Below are 24,787 nucleotides of genomic sequence, written 5' to 3'. Positions count from 1 at the left end.
TTAAAAAATAGATATATTACTCTCTTAATTTTTGTTCACTGTAAATTTCAAAGTATCGGCATTGATACCCGTAAAAATTCCGAGTCCATTAACTATACTCGTTGGTGGTGTACTGAGATTCTTTGACGTTGTACCACTCGACTGATAAAGTGCAGCGTATTCGGCATTGACTCGATACAAGACAATATTATGGCTACCGAAATACTGAAAACTCTGCGAACGTAAGGTATTATTGACACCCGTCAGTGGTTCATTGAAAAATCTAAAACTTGGCAAAGTCGCCCCCGAAGGCGGAATCACAATCTGAACTGGAGTGGTTTCAGTATTTTCGACCGCCACAAAATGATAGTTCTGGTTAGGATTACTCCATGTAAGCACCACCGAAGTGTTTTCATCACCACCGAAAGGGCCACCACCTCCTCCACCAAATCCGCCGCCACCCATTGGGAAACCAGTTGATAAATCTATTTGGGTGCGAGAAATTGAGGTTTTATCAATCTTAAAACTCACTGGTTTTTCAGGAATTTCGGTCGAAGCACTCACTTTTCTACCTTTATAATCAAACTCCATTGTATAAATGGTTTTGGCTGAGCCAATTAGTTGAGTTTTAGAAGATTCGTACAAACCGTTACCGAGTGAAGTTAAATTAAAAACTTTGCCATCCGTACCCGTAATTTTTATCGAAAGCCCATCAATGGGTTCAGAGACACCTTCGGCTGATTCTGAATAAGGAATTTCAGTAAAAACCTTCAAACTTACTCGATGATTTGGGGCGAGATATGCCTCAATAATTGGTTTATCACCTGGGTTTATTACATCATTGGTTTCGGTACATGACCATAAAATGCACTGAAAAACCAATAAAAATGGGGTTATATATTTTTTGCTCATTGTTTTCAAGATTAAATTCAAACCATTATCTCAATTTCCAACTTAGGGTAATATTTGGCGTAATTCCCAAGTATTTTACATCAGTTATCTGCAAAGCCGTGACATCATCTTCGGTAATGACCTGAAAACGTTTATACCAAGTATTGCTTCGATTATAAAGATTGAAAATAGAGAAACCAATATTGAAATTTGGACTAAAATTATAGGTAGCTGAAACATCCATTCGGTGATAGGCCGAAAAACGATTGGCATTTTTATCAGATGGATTGGTAAAGTTTTTCACAGTTCCGTCTAAAAGTGTCAATTGATAGGCTCCCAAAATTGACGTATATGGTCGGCCTGACGAGAAAATCCAAGTAGCGGCAAAATCCCAATTTTTATATTTGTATGAGCCGATAGCTTTAAACTGATGCCTTACATCTTGGTCAGAATAATAAGGTTTATCAGAAAATGCTGCAATATTTCGTTTGGCTTCGGCCAAAGTATAGCCAATCCAGCCATTAAAATCTCCAAATTTCCGTTGAACCAACACATCCACGCCATTGATTATCTCTGAACCATTAAAGAATGTTTCACTTGCACTGAGTCCACGCCCAATTTGTGGCACAAAACGCAGCGTATATTCGGTGATATTAGTACTGTTTTTCTGATAAAACTCCACATCGAACAGATAATTTCCAACTTCATAGCTTCCGCCTAAAATTAAGTGGTTTGATTTCGTAACTGGCAAAGATTCTGCATTAGATAAAACCCAAAAATTACGATTCCCTTGCGAAATATCTTCTCGATTGATTTGCTTCACAAACTGATAATAAACACCAGCCGCAGCTTTGATTTTAAACTGCTTAGTTAAGTTAAAATTGGCCGAAAAGCGTGGTTCTACGTAGTTTTTCTTCGTTACATCAAAATACGTAAGGCGTACTCCTGGAATTAAATGCAAACGTCCATTCAATAGTTTTACGTTATCTTGTACATAAAAAGTCGATGTTGAACCTTGGTCATTTCTATCCAAAACCGTAATCGTATCGTTTTGGCTGTACTGATATTTAATGATATTTTTTGTGTATTGCAGGCCAAAATCTAAGGAATTCCCTTTGAAAATCTTCCATTCAAAATCAGTTTTTGCCGTAAAATCATTTAGGTTATTATCTTCCAACTGCCCTATTTTTACATCACGAGTTACGCCGTCACGAGTTGTTGAAATCGTTCGGCTATTGTCTCTTCCGCTGTAATAATTAGAATAACAAATCAACGAATTGCTATAAAACTTATCACTCCAACGCCTCGACCATTTGAAACTACCGCCCAGATTCCCCCAGTTCGACACATCCGTATTTGAAGAATTTAGTCCGATATTTCTTCCGCCAAATCCTCCAAGACCACCTAAATCCGAGCTTGCCGAATTATCCATATTATCAGTTCCGTTATAAAAACTCAGCGAAAGAATATCCTTTTTATTTGGCGTATAGGTAAGTTTAGAATTAAGGTCATAGAAATAAGAACTTGCCACTTGCGTTGCCGTAAAACTGCCAAAACGCCCACCACCAGGGCCACCTCCCATTGGCATCTGTGTTTGTGTCTGTGTTTGATTTTCGCTCGTAAAACGCTTAAAAAGTTTGTTATAAAGTGGCCCTTTATACGAACGTCGAGCAGCAGCCAAGAATGTAAATTTTGAGCCAAGTGGGGTTTCTATGTAAGCATTGGTACTCAATAAGCTCAAATCAACGCCCGCATTAAACTCTTTTTTATTACCATCTTTGCCCGTAATTTCGGCAACAGCCGAGATTCTTCCTCCAAATTTGGCATCAAAACCACCTTTATACAACTGAATATCTTTGATAGCGTTATAATTGAAAGCTGAGAAAAACCCAAAAAGGTGGTCAACATGATAAACCGTAAAGCCATCGTAAAGCACGAGCGTTTGGTCGGGAGTACCGCCACGCACATAAAGCCCCGACGATGATTCGTTGGAAGCACTAACGCCTGGCATCAACTGAAAAGCACGAAATGGGTCACGCTCACCAACGTTGGGCAATTTAGCAATGTTTCGAGGTGTCATTTTTATCATACCCACAATTTCGTTAGCTTTCAAAACTTCTGTTTTTTCGCCTTGCACGGTTACTTCTTCCAGCACACCAATGGCTGGCTCAATTTCAATTTTCAGGTCATTGACATCCAATTTTGGATTAAGATGAAAATTTCGAGTACGATAGCCCACATAACTCACCTCAAGCGTGACGGTATCAGAAGGTACTTTCAAGAGTGTAAAATATCCATCCACATTCGACTCTGAACCAATTTTTTCACCCTTCACAACTACCGATGCAAAAGGGAGATTTTCGCCATTTGTCAAATCTACAATTCGGCCTGTAAGCGTAAAATTTGATTTCTCAGCTTTTCCAACAAACTGCCTATCTACGGCGGTTTCTACCCTTGTAGATTTTGATACGATATTGATGAAGCCATTTTCATCGACATACTGTTTCAATGGAAGTTTTTTCAGAATTACTTTCAAACCTGACTCAACCGTTTCGTTCGCAAACCAATGTGTTATATTAAAAAATTGGAGTTGTTGTTTGTCATAAAGCAGTTTCAAAGCGTATTTTTTCTCTAAATCTGCCAAAACCGTAGGAAAAGCAATGTTATTGTAAAATTCATCTTTGATAACCTTCGTGTTTGCGTCAGCCAATTTTGGAGCTTGGGCAAACGAATCTTTGGGAAAGTAGGTTAGAATGAATAATAAATAAAGAAGAGTTTTTTTCATTATTGGGCGTATGTTTGTTTCAATGACAAAGACGCTCAATGAAGATTTTGAGATGTACGAGAATAAGCAAGTGTCGAAACTCGGTTAGATTGTGTAGATGTTTTGTATTATTGCTGGTACTGTTGCTCAAAAAACTCCGCAAATTTTCGACCAATCGGCAATTCTTTTTCACCAACAAGCAACTTAGTTTTCTGAAATGCAGAAATTTTATCGAGAGCCACAATAAATGAATGATGCACTCTACAAAATAGATTAGACGGAAGTTTGGTTGCCATCATTTTGAGGTTCATTCGGGTCAAAATTGGCTTCGATTGCTGTTTGATGTAGATTTTAACATAATCTTTCAAGCCTTCCACATACAAAACATCATCAAAATAAATCTTGATTTGCTTGTATTCTGAATAGATAAAAAAGAAGTTTACATCCTCAACTACGGGTAAATTTTGCTGTTCTTTGCTCCGTAAACGAAATAATTCCTCGGCTTTATTAACGGCCTTCAAAAACCTGTCAAACGGAATGGGTTTGAGCAGATAATCAACCACATCTAAATCATAGCCTTCGAGTGCATACTGTTGATAGGCCGTCGTAAAAATCACCATCGGAGGTTTTGGCAGGCTTCTTAAAAACTGAGTCCCCGAAATGACAGGCATCTGAATATCCAAGAAAATTAAATCTACTTTGCCTTGTTTTATCAGCTCCCAAGCATCCATCGGATTCGAGAATGTACCGACCAAATTCAAAAAACTAATTTTCTGAATATCATCGGCCATAATTTCTAAGGCAAAAGGCTCGTCATCAATCGCCACACAGTTTATCTTCGACATTATGCAAGTTTTATTGTTAAATCTACCCTAAATTTTCCTTCGTTATTACCGATTCGCAAATCGTGCGAATTTGGGTAATGTAAAGCCAAACGCCGCTCAACATTCTGAATTCCGATACCCGAATCTTCTCCAGTACTGGGCATATTCGACCCAAAAACAGTGTTTTCAGCATAAAACCATAGTTCATTCTCCGAAGCCCTAATTCCAATCAAAATATCGCTTTTTTCTTGGTTATGCAAGCCAAATTTAAAGGCATTTTCTACGAAAGGAATAAAAAGTAATGGTTCAATTCGCAGTTTTGAAGTATCGCCTTCACAAATAAAATCGACTGAATTTTTATCGGTCAATCGCATTTTCTGTAAATCAATATAATTCCGTAAATGCTCAATTTCTTGCTCTAAAGCCACTTTATCATTGCCTGACTGATAAATCATGTATCGCAAAAGTTGCGATAACTTCACGACTGCATCTTCGGTTTTTTCTGACTTTTGGCGAGCCAGCCAACGGATATTATTGAGCGTATTAAACAAAAAATGTGGACTCACCTGTAATTTCAAAACTGCCAATTCGGCAGCAGTTTTTTCTATCAAAATCTGCTGATTTTCTTCTTTACTTCGTGTGCGTTCATACACCAAAGCCAACATCGAACTGGCAATTACCGATAATAAATAAGAGAAAAAAATGCCAAAAAACCTTGGATTAAAAACCATTGATGGCGGTGGCATCGGTCGCCCGTTATTAAATCTCGGTCGCATTTTGGGAAACGGAAAATCTTTGAAATGTGGTTTAAAGAAAACCTCAAAAACCACCGTATTTAAACCCAAAACAAGCAAAAAACCTAACAAAGAAAAACCCAAGAAATACCAGCTTTTTTTAGAATTAAGATAGTTTGGCGTAAAAAAATGCAGATTGAAATAGAAAACAATTATCAACAAAAAAGTGCTGAATAATTGTGGCAACACAAACATTTTGATATTTGGGGGCGAAAAAATATTATTAAATGGTAATGCCATTAATGGAATAATACTAAAGATTATCCAGCCAATGATGTGCAGCAAAACCGAATATCGTTGAAGAGATTTCATTAATTTTCTTTGGTTGAACAGATTTTCAGATTGTCAGCTACTCTGAGTATTTATGATGAAAATATTTTCAAGAACATAATAACGGCAAAAAAAATACAATCAACTAAACAACTGTCTATCAGTCCCTTATGTGCATACAAACTACCGAATTGTGTAGAAAATTTTCTTTTGCAACTTTGCATCTACACATATAAATCCCATTTCTACACACCGTAATTTTTAAGCAAGTTTCTCATTTATTTGTCCATCTAAAGCTCAAAAAACAGCTTACCAACATGAAAAATTTCTTAAAAATAAGTATCCTTTTGGTCATTTGTTTGGTTTCGGTAAATTTATTGGCAAATAAACCACCCAAAACTCAACCCAACTACGGAGTCGTTTTTCCACAAAACAAAATAAATACGCTCGAAATTAGCCTTACTAAAACCCAATGGGATAGCATTAGAGCCGATATGAAAACCAAATTTGGTAATGATTTTGGCGAAGGAGGTTTTCCGAATCGAGGCAAAATGCCACCCATGCCGCCACCAAACTTTGAAGATGGTCCACCAATGATGAGCTTTGGTAAAGGTGAGCCAAATTATGTACAAACATCAGTAAAGTTTAAAGGAAAAACCTACCCAAAAGTTGCATTTAGACTGAAAGGAAACTCAAGCCTAATGATGACTTGGGGAAAAGGCGTGTATAAGTTACCGTTTAGATTAGATTTTGGTCAGTTTGAAACCAACAAAAAGAAACAAAAACTATATGGTTTTCAAGAATTAGCATTTTCGCCTGCGATGAGCGATAAATCGTTGATTCGAGAAAAAGTAACGGCCGATATTTTCCGTGAAGCAGGTATTCCTTCCGCACAAACAGCTTTCTATAAAATCTATATTGATTTTGGCGAAGGAAAAAAGTATTGTGGAGTTTATACACTCACCGAGGTCATTGACGACACCATGATTGAAACACAATTTGGAGAAAATGCCGGTAATATTTATAAACCCGAATCAAATTTTACGAAGTTTAAAAAAGAGCAGTTCGAGAAAAAAAACAACAAGAAAAAAGCCGATTGGGCTGATATTGAGGCATTTATCAAAGCTCTCAATAGTTCAGAACGCACCACAAATGCAGCACTATGGCGAGCTGATTTAGAAAAAACCTTTAATATGGAACATTTTCTGAAATATTTGGCCGTAAATAATACCATCGTTAATTGGGACAGCTATGGAGGAATGGCACATAATTTTTATTTGTATAACTCCCCTACCCAAAAACTCACATGGATTCCGTGGGACCATGACCAAGCATTGGGTCTAAAAATGGAGTTTCCTGCATTCGGAATGCGACCACCCAACGGTTTACAAAGCAAAGATTCAAAAATGCCCGAAGGCTTTAAGCCATCCGAACGTTTTGGATCTCCACCGATGGGTGGGCCAATGGGACGTAGTGTTTCACTTTCATTGAAAGATGTTGGCAAAAGCTGGCCTTTACTTCGCTATATTGCCGATGATAAAGTTTATTTTGCGAAATACAAAAACTACGTAAAAGAGTTTACTGAAAATGTTTTTACGCCCGAAAAAATGTCAGCACTTTTTGATAAAAATTATCAATTAATTGCCTTGGCAGTTGCCAAAGAACAAAAACCATTTACACATCTAAATAAACCTGAAGACTTTGATAATGAGCTAAATATGCTGAAATCTCACGTTGTAAAACGCAACGCAGAGGTCAAAGATTTTTTGAAATGATTTAGGTCATATTTTCAGCAGCAGAGAAGTATTATTTTTGAACGAATAATATTTCTCTGCTTTTTTATTGTATTTTTTCGAGGTACATAAAACTAAAAAGTTTCAAAAAACATTTTTTTACGAAATAACTTGGAAGTATTAATTGTTAGATTTACTTTCGCAAACTATTGATAATCAATCAATTAATAGTTCCTATAAACTAACCCCTAAAAAGAAGCAAAATGGATTTTCGTACTGAAATTGAAGTGGCTCCAGCTCGCTTCAAAATCAGCACTGACTCTAAGATTATGACCGTTGGTTCGTGTTTCTCCGAGGTCATAGGAGGTCAGCTCACTGATAATAAATTACAATGTCTCTGTAATCCTTATGGGACTGTATTTAACCCCTCTTCAATTTTTAAGTTGATAAGCCATAGCCTGCAAAATCAACCCGTTTTTAAGCACCTAATGCTCGAAAACAACGGTATTTGGCAACATTATGATTTTCACTCGAAGTTTTATGCCAATTCAAAAGAAGAATTGGAGCGAGAACTCAATCTTACGCACAAAAAAGTAAATCAGTTTCTACGAAAAGCTAATTTTTTGGTCATTACACTCGGTTCGTCGATTGTGCATCAACTCAAAGAAAACAGCCAAATCGTATCGAATTGCCACAAAACTCCTGCATCAAACTTCAAAAAGGAAATGTTAACTGTGAAAGAAATTTTACTTCGTTTCCGCCCAATGTACGAGGCTTTGAAAATGCAAAATAACAAGATAAAAATTATTTTGACGGTTAGCCCTGTACGCCATACCCGTGAGACGTTACAGCTTAATTCGGTCAGCAAGAGTATTTTACGCACGGCTTGTTATCATTTAGAGCAAGATTTTAATGATGTACATTACTTTCCGAGCTACGAAATCATGATGGACGATTTGCGAGATTATCGTTTCTATGCCGCCGACATGATTCATCCAAACGAACAAGCTGAGCAGTATATTTTCGAGAAGTTTGCCAATACTTATTTCACCGAAGACCTCAATGTTTTTCTGAAAGAATGGAATAAAGTAAAGATGTCGCTCAATCATCGCCCGATTCAGACCGATACACCTGCTCATCAAAAGTTTTTAGTTGATTTGCTCGAAAAATTGGATGTGTTAAGCAAAAAAATAGATGTAACCAACGAAATAGAAATTGTTCGTTCGCAACTCGTTGCAGCATAAAAAGTAGCTTCTTATGAAAAAATCAGTGTGAACATTCGCACTGATTTTTTCGTTTTATGAGTAGTTATTTTTCATTTGAATCAGTCAAAAATATGTTCGGAAAAACCTTTCTGAAAGCCCATTGGAGCAACCTCGTAATGGCAAACTACGAAATTCCACCTAAAATCTTAGAAAAATATGTACCCTACAAAACCGAGCTTGACTTTTGGAATGGCCGTTGTTATGCCAGTTTAGTAGGTTTTCAGTTTCTCGAAACCCAAGTTTTGGGCATCAAATTTCCTTTTCATACAAATTTCGATGAAGTAAATCTTCGATTCTATGTTCGCTACAACGACAACGGTGAATGGAAACGAGGTGTAGTTTTTATCAAAGAAATTGTTCCAAAAGCCATGATTACTTTCGTAGCCAACACGCTCTATAAAGAAAATTACGCCACGCATCCTTGCACGCACGAAATAAAAACTATTGATAATCAACATTTTGTAAAATATTCTTGGAAATCAAAATCGGGCTGGAATCATATCCAAGTCGATGCCGATTCTGTAACTACGCCCATCGAAATAGGTAGCGAAGAAGAATTTATCACCGAACATTATTGGGGCTATGCGGGCTATTCGGCCAACAAAACCAACGAATATCAAGTACAGCACCCAAGATGGAATGTGCATCGAGTACAGAACTCACAAATCTTATGTAATTTTGAGGAACTTTATGGCCAAGAATTCGCTTTTTTAAAAGATACATCACCCACATCAGTACTTTTGGCCGAAGGCTCAGAAGTAGCAGTTTTTAAAGGAAAAGTAATAATTTAGTACAACAAGTTTCTAACTTGTTTTGCTGTACAACCAAAACAAATGGGAGAACTAACCATCACGAAAGAAAAAGTACTACAAGCCCTCAGCACCGTCGAGGAGCCAGATTTAAAAAAAGACCTCGTTACGCTCAACATGATTCGTGACATTGAGGTTGGTGTCAATCAAGTTACTTTCACGGTTGTGCTTACCACGCCTGCTTGCCCGCTGAAAGAACTCATCAAGAAAAACTGTACCGATGCCATTCATACGCATCTCAATCCCGATGTGAAAGTAACGGTAAATATGACGGCCGACGTAACGTCGATTCGTAACAATGCTCCAGTTTTGGCAGGTGTAAAAAACATCATTGCTATTTCGTCGGGCAAAGGCGGTGTAGGAAAATCGACTGTTACCGTAAATTTGGCAATGGCTCTTAAAAAAGCTGGTGCGAAAGTAGGTATCATTGATGCTGATATTTCGGGGCCGTCAATTCCGATAATGTTTGGAGCCGAAAACATGCAGCCACTCATTACCCAAAAAGATGGCAAAAATATGATTACACCAATCATGCAATATGGCATCAAAATGATTTCGATTGGTTTCCTTACTCCTGCCGATAGTGCTGTTGTTTGGCGTGGTCCAATGGCCAGTCAAGCCTTGCGTCAGTTCTTTGGCGATGTAGATTGGGGCGATTTAGATTATATTTTGATTGACCTCCCGCCTGGAACGAGCGATATTCACCTAACATTGGTACAAACCGTGCCATTAACAGGGGCTGTGGTAGTTACAACCCCACAAAAAGTAGCTTTGGCCGATGTAACAAAAGGAGCCTCTATGTTTCGTCAGCAACAAATCAATGTGCCAATCTTAGGTATCGTTGAAAACATGGCCTACTTCACTCCTGCCGAATTGCCCGACAATAAATATTATTTGTTCGGAAAAGATGGCGGTAAAAACATGGCCGAAAAACTCAATGTGCCACTTTTAGGTCAAATTCCAATCGTTCAAAGCATTCGTGAAGGTGGAGACGATGGCCGCCCAGTAATGATGGACGAAACGCCAATCGTAAGCGAAGCATTCAAAAATGCAGCCGAAGAATTAGCCCGCCAAGTAGCTATCAGAAATGCTTCTGGCGAAAAAACCGTAAGAGTTGAAGTGAGATAGATTAGTCCACGGTCAACAGATGGCAGTCAACAGTGAGATTAGTCTTTTGGTTGGAAAGTTTAATCATTGCCAGCAATGATAATCCTAAAATCCAAAAATCTTTTAAATCGTGTAAATTTTTTATTATTTTTACAAAATATACTTGCTGAAAATAAGCTAAATGGAGAATTTAATAGAAAAAGTAGAAGCATCCTTAAATAGTGTAAGACCCTATTTACAGACTGACGGAGGCAACGTAAGAGTTGTAGAAATAACCGAAGATTTCACGGCAAAACTCGAATTGCTCGGTGCATGTGGTAGCTGCCCGATGTCATCCATGACATTTAAGGCAGGTTTGGAAGAAGCCATTTTAAAGGCAGTTCCCGAAATAAAGAAAGTAGAAGCTCTTAATCTGACTCCTGCATTTTAAGGTAAAATTGTATTTTTTATAGAAATTACGCTTAAAAATATCAGCCACTTGTTTTTGCAAGGGGCTTTTTTATTAACTTGCACTTGGAATAATAAAAATTATCTGAATTAAGAATAATTTCAAGAATTAACAGTTTTAGTAAAATTGTAATTCGATAAATACACTGAACCATGAAATCAGAAATGTCATTTCGGGAAATAGAAGAAGTTCAGAAAGAAATCTTATCAAAACAGCCCTCTTTTTCATTAGAGATGGCAATAGAGCAAGTACAAAAATTAAAAAATCAGAATACCTCAATAAAGAAAATGAGATAAAAAAACTTATTTTATTTTCCGAACTCAATAAGTTTTAGGTATATATTGGAATATTTTTTGCAGACCAAAAACTGTGAACAAAATTTAATAATGGCAAATAAAATCAGAGTCGGTGTTTTTTTCGGTGGACAAGCACGAGAAAGAGAAATTTCGTATTTAGGCGGTAAAACGGCCTTTGAGCATATTGACAAGGCAATTTTTGAGCCTGTTCCTATCTTTGTTGATAGTTTGGGGCATTTTATTCAGATAAATCCCGAATTACTTTACGAAGAATCAATCCGTGATTTTTTCCCTTCAAAAAACCTCAACCGTGGTTTTAGAGTCTATATTGAATCATTGGGCGAACTCAACGAAACCCAACTTTATAAACTTATCTACAAAGTTGGAAAGCAGATTCAGCCAACCGATTTCTCGCAAATCATGGATTTTGCCTTTACCATCATGCACGGCCCACAAGCCGAAGATGGTGCGATTCAAGGTTTGCTCGAATGGTACGGTATTCCATACATGGGGCCAGGTCTGATGGGTTCGTCGGTGGGTATCGACAAACCTATGCAAAACAAGCTCATGTCACTCGTGACAGGCCAAAAAAAGAAAATGGTCACGTTTACTCGTGAAGAGTGGCAGGTTGCTGACCGTTCGAAAATGTTTACTGACCTTATTAATAATATTGGTTTTCCGTTTGTGGTTAAAGCTCCGCATCAAGGTTCGTCGATTGGGGTAGCAATTGTGCGTAAACGAAGTCTTGAAGAATTTACGAAAGCAGTTCAGCAATGTTTTTTTGAAGTTACATTCTTGAAACGTGATTGGGAAAAAATGACCGACCGCCAGAAACGTCATTTGATGGAAAAAACATCAAATCTTGATGAAGGTATTGGTTTTCCGCTTTATGTAAATGGCAAAATTTTGCATCATCCAGTCGAGCTGATGGAAGAACTGGACGCACTTTTATTTACGCTTGATTCGGTGACGGCTATTTCGGCCAATGCAGAAGACCACGTAATGATTGAAGAATTTGTGGTTGGACAAGAGTTTTCGTGTGGCGTTATTCAGCACGATGATGGCACAGCCATTGCCCTACCTCCTACCGAAATTTACGGTGAAATTCAGACTTTTGATTTTAAATCAAAATATAAATCGAACGTAACTAAAAAACGTATTCCAGTAGAAACAAGCCTCGAGAATCTTCATAAGATTCACGAAAACTTGCTTAAAACCTTCAATAGTCTTGGTTTCAGTGTCGTTACTCGTATTGATGGTTTCTTGACTCCTGATAGCAGAGTTTTACTACATGACCCTAATACTTTGCCAGGAATGTCACCCGCTTCATTGATTTTCAAACAAATGGCTGAAATCGGTCTGACCGTTACGCAGTCTATTACCTATTTTGTGCGTCAGTCAATTCGTGAGCGTATTCGTAATGGAAAAAATACGGTTTCATTGCGTAATTTACTCGAAAGAATTGATAATTTGATTGAAGAACGAGTAGCAGCCAACAGAAAGAAAGTAGCTATTATCTTTGGAGAAACTGACGAAGAATATAAAATTGCTCAGAAAAAACTGGGCGAATATGCATCATCAACTGCCTATGAACCCGTTCCAATTTGTGCTGCTCGCAATGGACAAATGTATAAAATTCCTGTAAACTTAATGTTCAAGGCAGATATTCAAGATTTTGGGCAAAATATCGGAAAACCAAAACATCCATTCATTGCCGAAATTATGCGAAAAGCCGAAAAAATTACAGCAAAATATGCAGGAAGTTTTGATTGGCAAGTGAAGAAGTTTTCGGAAACAGACTTAGCTGAAACAGTTCAGTTCATCTTCCAGTGTGAAACTGAGACTTTGATAGAGTTATAAATCTATCATTTGAAAAATATTTCTGACAAAAGAACGTAAATAAAAATCTCCGCCATCAGACGGAGATTTTTTATATTGCTTCATTTCAAAAAAAATCTTAGTTACAATACTCACGAATTACATTGTAAGCTGCCGAATAACCTAATTCACCTGCACGGCTGAGGTCATAACAACCAGCATTTTCGTCGCCCAGAGCGTGCTTAATAATACCTCTTACATAGAAAGCTTCGCTATACTTAGGGTTTAATTTGATGGCATTCGAACAATCTTGTAAGGCTTCTTTCTGAAAACCCATAGAAGAACGAACTAAACCACGAGAAAAATATGCTTCTGCGTAAGTTGGATTTAACTCAATTGACTTATTCAAGTCATTGATTGCTCCTTTACCATCACCTGTTTTGAATTTTGAGATACCACGGCTATAAAATGCTTCCGAACGGTCATCTGAAAATTCATTAATTTTACTTTTTTCTTGTACTACATTTCTTAAATCATCTAAAGTATTTTTTGACATACGTCCAGTATAATATACCTTAGAATCAATATTTACGTTATCAATTTCAATCGCTTTCGTCAAATCAGTATTAGCATCTTTCTGATTTCCAAGCTTACTGCTACAAAACCCTCTACCATAATAGGCACGTACATTCTTAGGGTCAAGTTGAATCGCTTTGTCGTAATCATTCATTGCACCACGGAAATCATCAATTTTTGTTTTTGCAAAACCACGATTGAAATAAGACTCACTATCTTCTGGATTTAATTTCACGGCTTCATCAAAATCTTTGATTGCACCCGAAAAATCATTTATTTTCAGACGGCTAAAACCTCTACTCGCAAAAGACTGAGAACGTTTTGGGTTCATGTCTATCGACTTAGTGAAATCAGATATACTTCCTTGGTAATCTTCTAAACGAGACTTACACGCACCACGAGAAAAATATGCTTGATATTTTTTATCATCTTCAGTATTCAATTCTACTACCTTTGTAAAATCTTGAATCGCACGACGATAATCTAATAATTTTGCTCTTGTCATACCACGATACAAAAATGCTAAAGCATCTTCTGGGTTTAATTCAATCGTACGGTTATAATCTTGCAAGGCTGAGCGGTGGTCTTCTTGGTCGCTTTTACTTTTTCCACGATACAAATAAGCCAACGCATTTTTAGGGTCAAGGTCAATCGTACGGTCAAAATCTAAAATTGCTCCACGATGGTCTTTCAATTGTTGCTTAGCTAAACCACGATTATAATAACTCGTAGAATTTTCGGGATTCATTGCAATTGCCGTACTATAAGCCTGTGAAGCACCGATGTAATCACCTGCTTTACTTTTATTTACACCAATATCAAAAAATTCTGAAGCTGTTTGTTGGGCGTTTGTCTGCAAAACACAAAGTGTCAAACAGATTGATAAAAAGGGTAAAATTACTTTTTTCATAAGATTTTTAAAAAATTTAAAATCACGAATAACTATAAAATTATCGTAAAACTACTTGAAGACATGAATTTTCATGTCAGTTTATATTTTAGCAAAGATAAATTTTATGCCTGTTTACTCAATGCTTTTTGGTAAAAAGTTTTTATTAAACTACATCATTGCTACCGATTAATAAGTTTTTTACCAAATAGCTTGCCAAATTCGTTTTTTTTTTGCCAATTTTACATAATTATTATTTTTCGGAGCAGAGAAATAATTTACTTACGTCGCTAAAAAACACCTAATCTCATGAAACCAATGCGTTTATTGGCAGGCATGGCCATTATTTTGTCTTTGCTTGTCGCTTGTAATTCTTCAAAAAAAATATCGAAAAACGAAAAAACAACAAAAAAGAAAGACCCAATCGCCGCCGAAGCCGCCGTTAAGATTGGCAACATGCTTGATTTACTGGCAACTGATTTGATTGGAGCAACCGCCAAAAAAGCTGAAATTGTGAGAACTGCCGACGGTATTAATATTACATTTCAACCCGATTTTTATTTTGAGTCGAGTTCTGAGAAGTTAACCGTTGACGCCAAAGGAATACTAAACGATATCTCGGAGGTATTAAATCAATATCCTTATACTGAAATATTTATCGAAGGCCACGCAGATAGTAGTGGCAACCAACTCAACAACAAAATACTCTCTGAATCACGTGCTAAAACAGTGGCATTATATTTCAAAGCTCATAATGTAATGGCTGAGAGATTAGCTATTGCGGGTTATGGAGCAACTCGCCCAATTGCAAGCAATGCAACTCCAGAAGGTCGTAAATTAAACAGACGAGTTTTGGTTAAAATTAGTGCTAATGAAAAGAAGTTTTTAGAGTCTAAAGATGCCTCCAAGGTTTCAGGAAATAAAAACTAAGCAAATATTTGCGTCAGTCCGAATACTAATACAAAAACCAACGTAGATAGTGCCATTTGTTTTAGCATTGGATCGGGATTTGGCAAACGAGAAACTTTAATTCCGTTCAAGAAAAATAATGGAAAACAAATAATGTAGTAATATTTATTCTCTGCTTGTAAAAAACTAAATATCAAAATACTCAACATCCCTAAGCCGATTAGAAACCAGTGATAAACTATTGCATTTTGTTTGCCCAGTCTCGAAGGAATTGTCTTTTTTCCTGCACGAGTATCTGACTCAATATCTCTAATATTATTGATATTCAGTACGCCAGTTGCGAAAAGTCCGCAACTAAGAGCGGGGAAAACATTTATCCAATCAAAATTTTTGGTAAATAAGTAATTGCTTCCTAAAACTCCCACCAAACCAAAGAAAATCAAGACCGAAATATCACCCAAACCAGCATATCCATAAGGTTTTTTTCCTGCTGTGTAAGTGTAGGCAGCCAACATTGAAAGTAATCCCAGTCCAAAAAATCCCCAGAAAACTTGCATTGAAGCATCTTTAAAAGAAAAATATAGTAGCGAAATTCCAAAAATTAAACAAAGCACAGCCAAAACATAAATGCCATTGAGCATTTGTTTAGGTGTGATTGCTCCTGACTGAACAGCTCGCTGTGGTCCAACTCTTCCTGCTAAATCTGCACCATTTTGAGTATCGCCGTAATCATTGGCAAAATTTGATAAAATTTGTAAAGCAATTGTCGTAAGACAACATAAAGCAAAGATCAGCCAATTGAACTGACCAACCGATGCTGCTAAAAAACTACCCATAAAAATACTCGCCAGTGCCAAAGGAAGGGTACGTGGGCGAGCCGCCGAAAGCCAATGTTTCATAATGATAGAATGTATTAATGAGCGAATGATAGAATATTAAGTCCAAAATGAATATTTTTTTTTATTCACTCATTCAAACATTCTATCATTCACTTATTTTTTTTTAAATGCCTACTGCTTTTTTAAATTCGGGTGAATTTGGTTTTACGCCCGAAGCAAAGAAATGAGAAACCTCTCCCTTTTCGTTGATAACGTATTTACAGAAATTCCAAGTTGGTTCTTTATCGTTCCAACCGTTTAAGTCTTTTTTGCTCAACCATTTAAATAATGGGTGTTGGTCACTTCCAACAACGCTCACTTTTTCAAGCATTTGGAACGTTACGCCATAGTTTTTCTGACAGAATGAAGCAATTTCTTTATTGCTTCCTGGCTCTTGGCCACCAAAATTATTGGCAGGAACACCCAAAACTACAATTTTATCGCCATGCTCTTTATGAAATGCTTGCCAATCAGCGTACTGTGGCGTGTAGCCGCACTCAGAAGCGGTATTTACTACTACCACTTTTTTGCCTTTATATTTGGCAAAATCAATCGTTTCTTTGCCATCGAGCGATTTCAAACTGAAATCGTAAAATGAACCTTTTACCATTACATTTGCTGGTTTTACAGATACCATTTTCTTGTCAGAAAAAAGCATCTTAATTAAACGAAAACTCATAAGACTTGTCAGCGTTAAGATAGAAATTGTTGCGAAAATGATTTTCCTTTTCATAGTCAAAGTTTGATTACATACGTGATGGAACTTGTATTCCTAATAACCCAGTAGCTTTACTAATTGTTTCGGCAACTACTTTAATGAGCGAAAGTCTAAATTGTTGTTTATCGCTATCGGTTTCATTCATGATTGAAACCTCAGCATAAAAATGGTTGAAAGTTTTGGCCAGTTCATAAACATAATTGGCAATTACTGCTGGTGAATATTCATCTCCTGCTTTTTTTACCGCAGTTGGATATTCGTTCAAAAGATATATTAATTCTGATTCTGGTTTCAACAAATCAACTGTTTTTACTTCTGAGTTAACAGGTACATTCAATGATTCCGCTTTGCGTAAAATAGAACAGATACGAGCGTGAGTATATTGAATGAATGGCCCTGTATTTCCTTGAAAATCAATTGATTCGGCAGGGTTAAAAAGCATACGCTTCTTCGGTTCAACTTTCAATAAGAAGTATTTCAAAGCCCCCAAAGCCAACATTTGGAAAAGATTTTCGGCTTCTTCTTTAGTAAAATCATCAATTTTACCACGTTCACGGGTAGTTTCAGCTGCAGTTTCTATCATTTCGGCTACTAATTCATCCGCATCAACGACTGTTCCTTCACGAGATTTCATTTTCCCAGATGGCAAATCAACCATGCCATAGCTTAGGTGATAGCAACCATCGGCATACGCACGACCGAGTTTTTTCATAATCGCAAAAAGCACCTGAAAATGATAATCTTGCTCATTGCCAACCACCCAAATCGACTTATCGTTGTGATAATCGTTGAATTTCAAATCGGTTGTGCCTAAATCTTGCGTGATATAAACCGAAGTTCCATCGGCACGAAGTACCAATTTCTCGTCGAGTCCTTCTTCTTTCAAATCAATCCAAACGCTTCCGTTTTCTTTTTTGAAAAAAATACCGTTTTTCAGGCCTTCCTCAACCAAATCTTTCCCGAGCAAATACGTGTTTGATTCATAATAAACTTTATCAAACGAAACACCAATTTTTTTATAGGTTTCAGCAAAACCTTCAAAAACCCAATCATTCATTTTTCGCCATAAAGCCATTGTTTCTTCGTCGCCCTGTTCCCATTTTTGTAGCATTTCTTGGGTTTCGAGCATCAATGGTGCGTTTTTCTTGGCTTCTTCTTCGGTTTTCCCTTCGGCCATTAATTGCGAGATTTCAGCTTTGTAGGCTTTATCAAACTCCACATAATATTTGCCTGCCAAATGATCGCCTTTAATTCCCAAAGATTCGGGCGTTGCTCCATTTCCAAATTTTTGGTACGCCAACATCGACTTACAAATATGCACGCCACGGTCGTTGACTAAGCAAGTTTTTGCCACATCAAAGCCGCCCGCAGTTAAAATATTAGAAACCGATGCTCCCAAGAAATTATTACGTAAATGCCCTAAATGTAGCGGTTTATTGGTGTTTGGAGAAGAAAATTCAACCATCACCGATTGGCCATTTGATGGTAAAACACCAAAATTATCGGTAGATAAAATCGAATTAAGTGTATCTATCCAAACTGAATCATTTAAAACAATATTCAAAAAACCTTGTACAACATTAAAACTACTGATAAAATCGTTGTTATCTTTAATATGTTGACCAATGGCATTACCTAATTCAGCAGGATTTTTTCGGAGAGATTTCACCAACGGAAACACCACATACGTATAATTTCCTTCAAAATCTTTCTTAGTTGGTTGTAAAACAACGTCTTCTTCTAATTGATATAATGCCAAAAGTGCTTCTTGTATGGCTTTTTTTAATGATTGTTCGATGTTCATGAATTCTGATACTATGGTTATAATAAACAAGTTGGAAGCTTGTTCTACTAAAGTGCAAAAGTACAGTTTTTTTGAGAAAAGTTTATTGATAAACTCCAATATCTACTGAGCCTACTATTGACTACAATTTTAGAAATAAAATATTCTTCTAATTCAATCATAAAACTTCTACAACTCTCCTATATTTTTACGATATTTGCTCAATTTTCAATCTTACTAACCATAGTACGAGTAAGAATCTCAGAAATACCAAGTAATTTATTTTATTTGGTATGACCGTCCAAGCGGAAAACTCAGCATTCAAAACTCAGAACTCAGAACTCAAATTCATGCTGCAATCAATGACTGGTTTTGGCTCGGCAACTGTCGAGAATGCCAAAATCGCTGTAACTGTCGAAATTAAATCGTTAAACTCTAAGTTTTTTGATATTTATTGCCGAATTCCACGCACTTATTCAGAAAGAGAAATCGAAATAAGAAATATTCTTACCGCCGAACTTGAGCGAGGAAAAGTAGAATTTACGATGAACGTAACGCCCCGTGATGAGTCTGGTGCGGCTACGGTCGTAAATCGCCCACTTATCAAGGCATATTTTAAAGACCTAAAAGCAACCGCCAACGAGCTGGGTTTTGAGCCAAGTCCAACCGAATTATTACGTATGGCTTCGATGATGCCCAATGCTTATAATACCGATGCAGCAACCGAAGCAGATGCCAAAGCAGAGTGGGATTTAATGAAAAGTGCTATCAGTCAGGCAATTGCAAAGTGTAAAGAATTCCGCACGCAAGAAGGAAGCAATACAGCAGCAAAGTTTGAAGATTATATTCAAAGCATTGCGAATCTGCTTTCACAAGTAGAAGAACAGGATCCAAAACGTATTCCTGTGGTTCGTGAACGTATCGAAAAAGCAGTTGCAGAATGGTCATCGAGCGATACTTTCGATAAAAATCGTTTTGAACAAGAACTGATTTATTACGTAGAAAAATTTGATATTTCAGAAGAAAAAGTACGTTTAAAAAACCATTTAGAATATTTTGTACAAGAGCTAAAAATTGCTTCAAATGGCAAAAAACTTAACTTCATTGCCCAAGAAATTGGCCGTGAAGTAAACACTATCGGCTCGAAAGCCAATGATTCGGTAATTCAGCGTTTGGTGGTGCAGATGAAAGACGAATTGGAGAAAATTAAAGAACAAACAATGAATATTGTATAATTTTACTGATTGATTTTGAATGCTTGATGTTTGATTTTGGACTTTCAATAGGATTATTTAATGAAGAAATCACACCTACAATTTGTCCAGTTCTGAAAATTTAGCTAATTTTACAGTTGTTACCAAAGAAAATATTGCTTTTTTGGACAATTCCAATATTTTTTATAACCAAAATACCTAATACTTACAAGTTTTAACTTATGAGCCAAATTGTTAGAGTACACGCAAGACAAATTCTCGATTCAAGAGGAAATCCTACTATCGAAGTTGATATTTTAACTGATAACGGTTATTTAGGACGTGCCGCTGTGCCATCAGGTGCATCGACAGGTGTTCACGAAGCCGTTGAGTTACGTGATGATGATTCAAAAGTGTATCAAGGCAAAGGTGTTTTGAAAGCGGTTAAGAATGTAAACGAAACTATCGCTTCTGAACTTTTGGGAGCAAATGTTTTCGAACAAAACTTGATTGACCAAATCATGATTGACCTCGATGGCACACCAAATAAAGGAAACTTAGGTGCAAATGCTATCTTAGGTGTTTCGTTGGCAGTTGCTAAAGCAGCCGCTCACGAAGCAGGTTTGTCGTTGTTCCGCTACTTAGGTGGTGTAAACGCCAACACGTTGCCAGTACCGATGATGAACATCTTAAATGGTGGTTCACACGCCGATAATTCAATTGATTTTCAAGAGTTTATGGTAATGCCAGCTAAAGCTGAGTCATTCTCGCATGCTCTACAAATGGGAACTGACATTTTCCATACCTTGAAAAAAGTATTGAAATCGAAAGGATATTCGACAAACGTTGGTGATGAAGGTGGTTTTGCACCAAACATCAAATCGAACGAAGAAGCTATCGAAATCGTATTGCAATCAATCGAAAAAGCTGGTTTCAAAGCTGGAGAAGATGTTTTCATCGCTATGGATGCTGCTGCTTCTGAATTCTACGATGCAAAAACTGGTCTTTACACATTCAAAAAATCAGATGGTAAGCAATTAAGCTCTGATGAAATGGCTGCTTATTGGGCAACTTGGGTAGAGAAATATCCAATCATCTCAATCGAAGATGGTATGGCTGAAGACGATTGGGCTGGTTGGGCAGAGCAAACTCGCTTGATTGGTAGCAAATGCCAATTAGTTGGTGACGATTTATTCGTAACAAACGTGAAGCGTTTACAAGAAGGTATTGACAAAGGAATCGCTAATGCTATTTTGGTAAAAGTAAACCAAATTGGTTCATTAACCGAAACAATCAATGCTGTAAACTTAGCTCACAAAAACAAATATAAGAGCATCATGTCGCACCGTTCGGGCGAAACTGAAGACGCAACAATCGCTGACTTGGCAGTAGCATTGAATACTGGTCAAATCAAAACTGGTTCGGCTTCACGTTCTGACCGTATGGCTAAATACAACCAATTACTTCGTATCGAAGAAGAATTAGGTTCGGCGGCTACATTCCCGGGATTGAAGTTCTAAACCCCCATCCCCTAAAAGGGCGTAAAATTTTAGAAGCGTTGAACAAATATTGTTCAACGCTTTTTTTGTTTTTTTTACAAAAACACCTACTTTTGATTCACAATCGTGCTTTAAAAATTTCCAACAATGAAAATCTACGTACCAACATTCGTACATAAATACCGTTTTTATGTACTTACGCTCCTCGGTCTTTTAATATGGACTATCTTTTTTGATGGCAGTAATCTTATCGCCCAATTTAAACTTTGGCAAAAACTTTCTGACTTAGAAAATCAGCAAGAATACTATGTAGAAGAACTCAAAAAAGTAAAAGAAGAAGAGCGTGAGGTTATGGGCAATCATAAATCAATGGAAAAATTTGCTCGAGAAAAATATTTGATGAAAAAAACAGGTGAAACAGTTTTTGTGATAGTCGATGAAGATAATAAATCGGTAGAAAAAGTTGAGAATGATTAAAAAATAAATTTTTGACAATAAAAAATCCTCTGTTGAAAGTTCAGCAGAGGATTTTTAGTATTTATTTGAAGCTTACTTCAAAGTAGTAATCCATTTTGCAATTTTCAATGCTTCTTCTTTCGGAACATTTGTCAATGCAGCCATTGGCGGATAACCTTCCCAGTTTTTAGGATTTGGTTTGTAGATTAACTCTACGATTTGCTCTGGCTTATATTTTTTCTTTTTCATTACTTCTACATAAGCTGGACCAACCAAACGTGTATCAACTTTATGACAAGCCAAACATGTATTTTTTTGAAGTAACTTCTCAATATCTGGTGGAATTTTTGTTTGTGCTTTTGATACTGAAGCAATGCCAAGTACAACCGCAACGGTCAGGAGTGATTTTTTCATTTTACTATGAGCTTTTAGATATTAATTAAATCGGACCGCCAAGGCGATCGTTATCCGAATTCATCTGCTAAATTCGTAAACAAAACGTAAGAATGAAAGTATTTGTTGAAATTTTAGAAGAATATTTTGTTAACGAAACGTTAAATGAAAATTTACAATAAAAACACGCTACAAAAATTCACAAATAATATTGATAATGGTTTGATGATGAATGATTTACAAACATATTTTATAAAATTTGCAAAAAACTAAGCATAAAATTACCTTTGTAGTCGTTGATAATTTTGATAGTCTGCTAAAATTGCATACTTTCGTTACCTACAAAAAGAACTAACCCAATTAGAGCAAAAAACAGTGATTACTCCAAAGAAAATGTTTTTCACTCAAGATGTTTCGTCTCGTAAATCTTACCCTATTACCTCATTATTACAATTTGGTACACTCTTGTTAGTCCTTTTTTCGACTGAAACGATATCTGCCCAACCCAAAATTCAGTGGGCAAGTAAAGTATTGGGCTTTTCGTCAGAAAGGGTCGATGCCAATAATCCAGGGCCACAGTATCGGGCAATTCAGGTTTTAGGCACTCCTAATAAATTACCACAAAAAGGCGAAAGTGTATGTGCATGGTCATCGGCTGGTGCTGATACTTATGCCGAAGAATACATCAAAGTTGGCTTTGAAAACCCTGTTAGAATCAAGCAAGTTTCTATCGGTGAAAACTGGGGGGCTGGGGCTGTTGTAAAAGTTTTGGCCTATGATTCTACTGATAGAGAATACATTATTCACGAAAATAAAGAAGATGGCCCAACCGAAAAAGGCAGAATGTGGAATATCATTATTCCTCAAACTGAATATAAAGTTCATGCCATCAAACTGATTGTCGCTCCTGCTAAAATCCCAGGTTATAATCAGATTGATGCTATCGGAATTTCGGAAATTGATTTGCCTTTTGAAGCAAGAATAAATCTGGCGAAAGATATTCCGAAGGAAATTATTAAAGAAAATCTGGGAAAAAGTATTAATTCAAAAGTTCGGGAAGTTGCCCCAATCATCACACCCGATGGAAAAACACTGTTCTTCACGAGAGAAAGTCACGATCAAAATATCGGAAAGCAAAAATTACAAGATGTTTGGATGTCAAGAATATTGCCCGACGGCACTTGGGGAGAAGCCGAAAACATCAAAGAACCCATCAATACGCCCGAACATAACGCAGTTTCAACGATTTCGGCCGATGGGAAAACAATTTATTTAGTGAATATTTATATGCCAGATGGCACATTTCGCCCAGGTTTATCAAAATCCAAACGAACTCGAATTGGTTGGGAGTTTCCGAAAGAAGAAAAAATTATTGACTACTCAAATCTGAGCGACTACACAGAATTTACTCTTGCACCCAACGGAAAAGTTTTGGTGATAGCTTGCCAAAGAAAAGATACCAAAGGCAGAAAAGATTTATATGTTTCGTTTTTGAGGGAAGACAAAGTTTGGTCGAAACCTGTAAATATGGGCTCGACAATCAACACAGCCGAAAGTGAAAGTACTCCTTTTGTAGCAGCCGATTCCAAAACGATCTATTTCTCAACGGCTGGTTTCCCTGGCTATGGCGACAATGATATTTTTCTGAGCCGCCGTCTCGACAGCACTTGGACAAAATGGAGCGAACCCGAAAACATTGGAGATTTGATAAATACTTCAAAATGGGATGGCTATTTTACGATACCTGCATCGGGTGAGTTTGCTTATCTCAGTTCAGAAGAGCGTTCTATTGGGGCAGAAGACATTTTCCGTATCAAACTTTTTCCTTCAATCAAACCTGACCCTGTTGCGATTATTTCGGGAACGGTGCTGAATGCTCTTGATAAAAAAACAATTTCGGCCGAAGTGGTCATGGAATTATTGAATGATAGCACAGGAACAGATAAAATTATGGCAGAATTTGACCCCGAAACTGGCGAATATAAAATGGTTGTGCCGCTCAAAAAAGCTTATAGTTTGAATGCTTCAAAAAAAGGTTTTATTAGTATCAGCGAAAACCTCGACCTAACAAAAGACCGCCGTTTTAGAGAAATAAAGAAGAATATTAACTTAATTCCAGTAAAAGAAGGGCAAACAATGGTTTTGAATAACCTTTTCTTTAATCAAAGTAAGTTTGATATTTTGCCTGCCTCTTTCCCTGAACTCAACCGAATTATTGAGCTGATGCAAGAGTATCCAACGATGGAGGTAATTATTGAAGGCCACACCGACGGAAGCGATGACAATATGATGCTCAACGTAAAACTTTCGCAAGACCGAGCCAATGAAGTAAAGAAATATTTGGTAGAAAAAGGTCAAATCGAAGCCAAACGGATACAGACTAAAGGTTGGGGACAGTCGAAACCAATTGCGAGCAATGCTACCGAAGAAACCCGCAAAAAAAATCGTAGAGTTGAATTTACGATTCTAAAACTTTAACAATTTTTCATTTATTC

Annotated in this window: 20 protein-coding genes; 11 read left to right on the top strand and 9 right to left on the bottom strand. The window is 36.9% G+C overall.

The window, feature by feature from the left end; translation table 11 throughout:
- Positions 1–24: 24 nt before the first annotated feature.
- The 4 genes from ABR854_RS01735 to ABR854_RS01720 all read right to left on the bottom strand — a co-directional run bounded on the left by ABR854_RS01735 (position 25) and on the right by ABR854_RS01720 (position 5,564).
- Positions 25–891: a DUF4249 domain-containing protein gene (locus tag ABR854_RS01735; RefSeq protein ID WP_350263617.1), complete on the bottom strand. Its 867-nt coding sequence runs from the start codon at positions 889–891 to the stop codon at positions 25–27.
- Positions 892–916: 25 nt separating this feature from the next.
- Entirely contained in the window at positions 917–3,655 is a 2,739-nt protein-coding gene (locus tag ABR854_RS01730) for a TonB-dependent receptor (RefSeq protein ID WP_350263616.1), read from the bottom strand.
- Between the two features lie 107 nt (positions 3,656–3,762).
- Positions 3,763–4,479, bottom strand: a complete 717-nt coding sequence (locus ABR854_RS01725) for a LytR/AlgR family response regulator transcription factor (RefSeq protein ID WP_350263615.1) — start codon at positions 4,477–4,479, stop codon at positions 3,763–3,765.
- On the bottom strand, positions 4,479–5,564 hold the full coding sequence (locus ABR854_RS01720; protein ID WP_350263614.1) for a sensor histidine kinase: 1,086 nt from the start codon (positions 5,562–5,564) through the stop codon (positions 4,479–4,481). Before ABR854_RS01720 ends, ABR854_RS01725 begins: the two co-directional genes overlap by 1 nt.
- Before the next feature lie 275 nt (positions 5,565–5,839).
- Here ABR854_RS01720 and ABR854_RS01715 point away from each other — a divergent pair, with 275 nt between their 5' ends.
- From ABR854_RS01715 to ABR854_RS01690, 6 genes are all read left to right on the top strand, one after another.
- Positions 5,840–7,297, top strand: coding sequence for a CotH kinase family protein (locus ABR854_RS01715; protein ID WP_350263613.1), 1,458 nt, complete (start codon positions 5,840–5,842; stop codon positions 7,295–7,297).
- A gap of 221 nt (positions 7,298–7,518) precedes the next feature.
- A complete protein-coding gene (locus tag ABR854_RS01710; RefSeq protein WP_350263612.1) occupies positions 7,519–8,499 on the top strand; it encodes a GSCFA domain-containing protein in 981 nt (326 codons plus the stop codon).
- A gap of 92 nt (positions 8,500–8,591) precedes the next feature.
- Positions 8,592–9,311, top strand: coding sequence for a YqjF family protein (locus ABR854_RS01705; RefSeq protein ID WP_350263611.1), 720 nt, complete (start codon positions 8,592–8,594; stop codon positions 9,309–9,311).
- Between the two features lie 42 nt (positions 9,312–9,353).
- A complete protein-coding gene (locus tag ABR854_RS01700) occupies positions 9,354–10,457 on the top strand; it encodes an Mrp/NBP35 family ATP-binding protein (protein ID WP_350263610.1) in 1,104 nt (367 codons plus the stop codon).
- 160 nt (positions 10,458–10,617) lie between these two features.
- Positions 10,618–10,866 (top strand): NifU family protein, encoded by a 249-nt coding sequence (locus ABR854_RS01695; protein ID WP_350263609.1) that lies wholly within the window; start codon positions 10,618–10,620, stop codon positions 10,864–10,866.
- Between the two features lie 404 nt (positions 10,867–11,270).
- The gene (locus ABR854_RS01690; RefSeq protein ID WP_350263608.1) at positions 11,271–13,040 is read left to right on the top strand and encodes a D-alanine--D-alanine ligase family protein; all 1,770 of its coding nucleotides are present in this window, start codon (positions 11,271–11,273) and stop codon (positions 13,038–13,040) included.
- A gap of 97 nt (positions 13,041–13,137) precedes the next feature.
- Here the strand turns inward: ABR854_RS01690 and ABR854_RS01685 are convergent, their stop codons facing one another.
- Positions 13,138–14,484 (bottom strand): tetratricopeptide repeat protein, encoded by a 1,347-nt coding sequence (locus tag ABR854_RS01685; RefSeq protein WP_350263607.1) that lies wholly within the window; start codon positions 14,482–14,484, stop codon positions 13,138–13,140.
- 288 nt (positions 14,485–14,772) lie between these two features.
- Here ABR854_RS01685 and ABR854_RS01680 point away from each other — a divergent pair, with 288 nt between their 5' ends.
- Complete coding sequence (locus ABR854_RS01680; protein WP_350263606.1) at positions 14,773–15,393, top strand: OmpA family protein; 621 nt, start codon at positions 14,773–14,775, stop codon at positions 15,391–15,393.
- Here ABR854_RS01680 and ABR854_RS01675 read toward each other — a convergent pair.
- From ABR854_RS01675 to argS, 3 genes are all read right to left on the bottom strand, one after another.
- Entirely contained in the window at positions 15,390–16,271 is an 882-nt protein-coding gene (locus tag ABR854_RS01675) for a 1,4-dihydroxy-2-naphthoate polyprenyltransferase (protein WP_350263605.1), read from the bottom strand. The two genes, ABR854_RS01680 and ABR854_RS01675, sit on opposite strands and share 4 nt — an antisense overlap.
- Positions 16,272–16,374: 103 nt before the next feature.
- The gene (locus tag ABR854_RS01670) at positions 16,375–16,983 is read right to left on the bottom strand and encodes a glutathione peroxidase (protein WP_350263604.1); all 609 of its coding nucleotides are present in this window, start codon (positions 16,981–16,983) and stop codon (positions 16,375–16,377) included.
- Between the two features lie 13 nt (positions 16,984–16,996).
- The gene (argS, locus tag ABR854_RS01665) at positions 16,997–18,772 is read right to left on the bottom strand and encodes an arginine--tRNA ligase (RefSeq protein WP_350263603.1); all 1,776 of its coding nucleotides are present in this window, start codon (positions 18,770–18,772) and stop codon (positions 16,997–16,999) included.
- A gap of 329 nt (positions 18,773–19,101) precedes the next feature.
- Here argS and ABR854_RS01660 point away from each other — a divergent pair, with 329 nt between their 5' ends.
- The 3 genes from ABR854_RS01660 to ABR854_RS01650 all read left to right on the top strand — a co-directional run bounded on the left by ABR854_RS01660 (position 19,102) and on the right by ABR854_RS01650 (position 21,920).
- Positions 19,102–19,986: a YicC/YloC family endoribonuclease gene (locus ABR854_RS01660; protein WP_350263715.1), complete on the top strand. Its 885-nt coding sequence runs from the start codon at positions 19,102–19,104 to the stop codon at positions 19,984–19,986.
- Positions 19,987–20,186: 200 nt separating this feature from the next.
- Positions 20,187–21,464 (top strand): phosphopyruvate hydratase, encoded by a 1,278-nt coding sequence (eno, locus tag ABR854_RS01655; protein WP_350263602.1) that lies wholly within the window; start codon positions 20,187–20,189, stop codon positions 21,462–21,464.
- 126 nt (positions 21,465–21,590) lie between these two features.
- Positions 21,591–21,920, top strand: a complete 330-nt coding sequence (locus tag ABR854_RS01650) for a septum formation initiator family protein (protein WP_350263601.1) — start codon at positions 21,591–21,593, stop codon at positions 21,918–21,920.
- A gap of 72 nt (positions 21,921–21,992) precedes the next feature.
- Here ABR854_RS01650 and ABR854_RS01645 read toward each other — a convergent pair whose 3' ends face one another.
- Positions 21,993–22,313, bottom strand: coding sequence for a c-type cytochrome (locus ABR854_RS01645; RefSeq protein WP_350263600.1), 321 nt, complete (start codon positions 22,311–22,313; stop codon positions 21,993–21,995).
- Between the two features lie 372 nt (positions 22,314–22,685).
- Between ABR854_RS01645 and ABR854_RS01640 the strand changes: the two genes are divergently transcribed.
- Positions 22,686–24,770, top strand: coding sequence for an OmpA family protein (locus ABR854_RS01640; protein WP_350263599.1), 2,085 nt, complete (start codon positions 22,686–22,688; stop codon positions 24,768–24,770).
- Positions 24,771–24,787 lie beyond the last annotated feature (17 nt).

This window comes from Emticicia sp. W12TSBA100-4, assembly GCF_040253585.1.
Classification (GTDB): Bacteria; Bacteroidota; Bacteroidia; order Cytophagales; family Spirosomataceae; genus Emticicia.
Note: the sequence above shows the minus strand (reverse complement) of the source record. Positions and strands in the feature narration are given on the sequence as shown.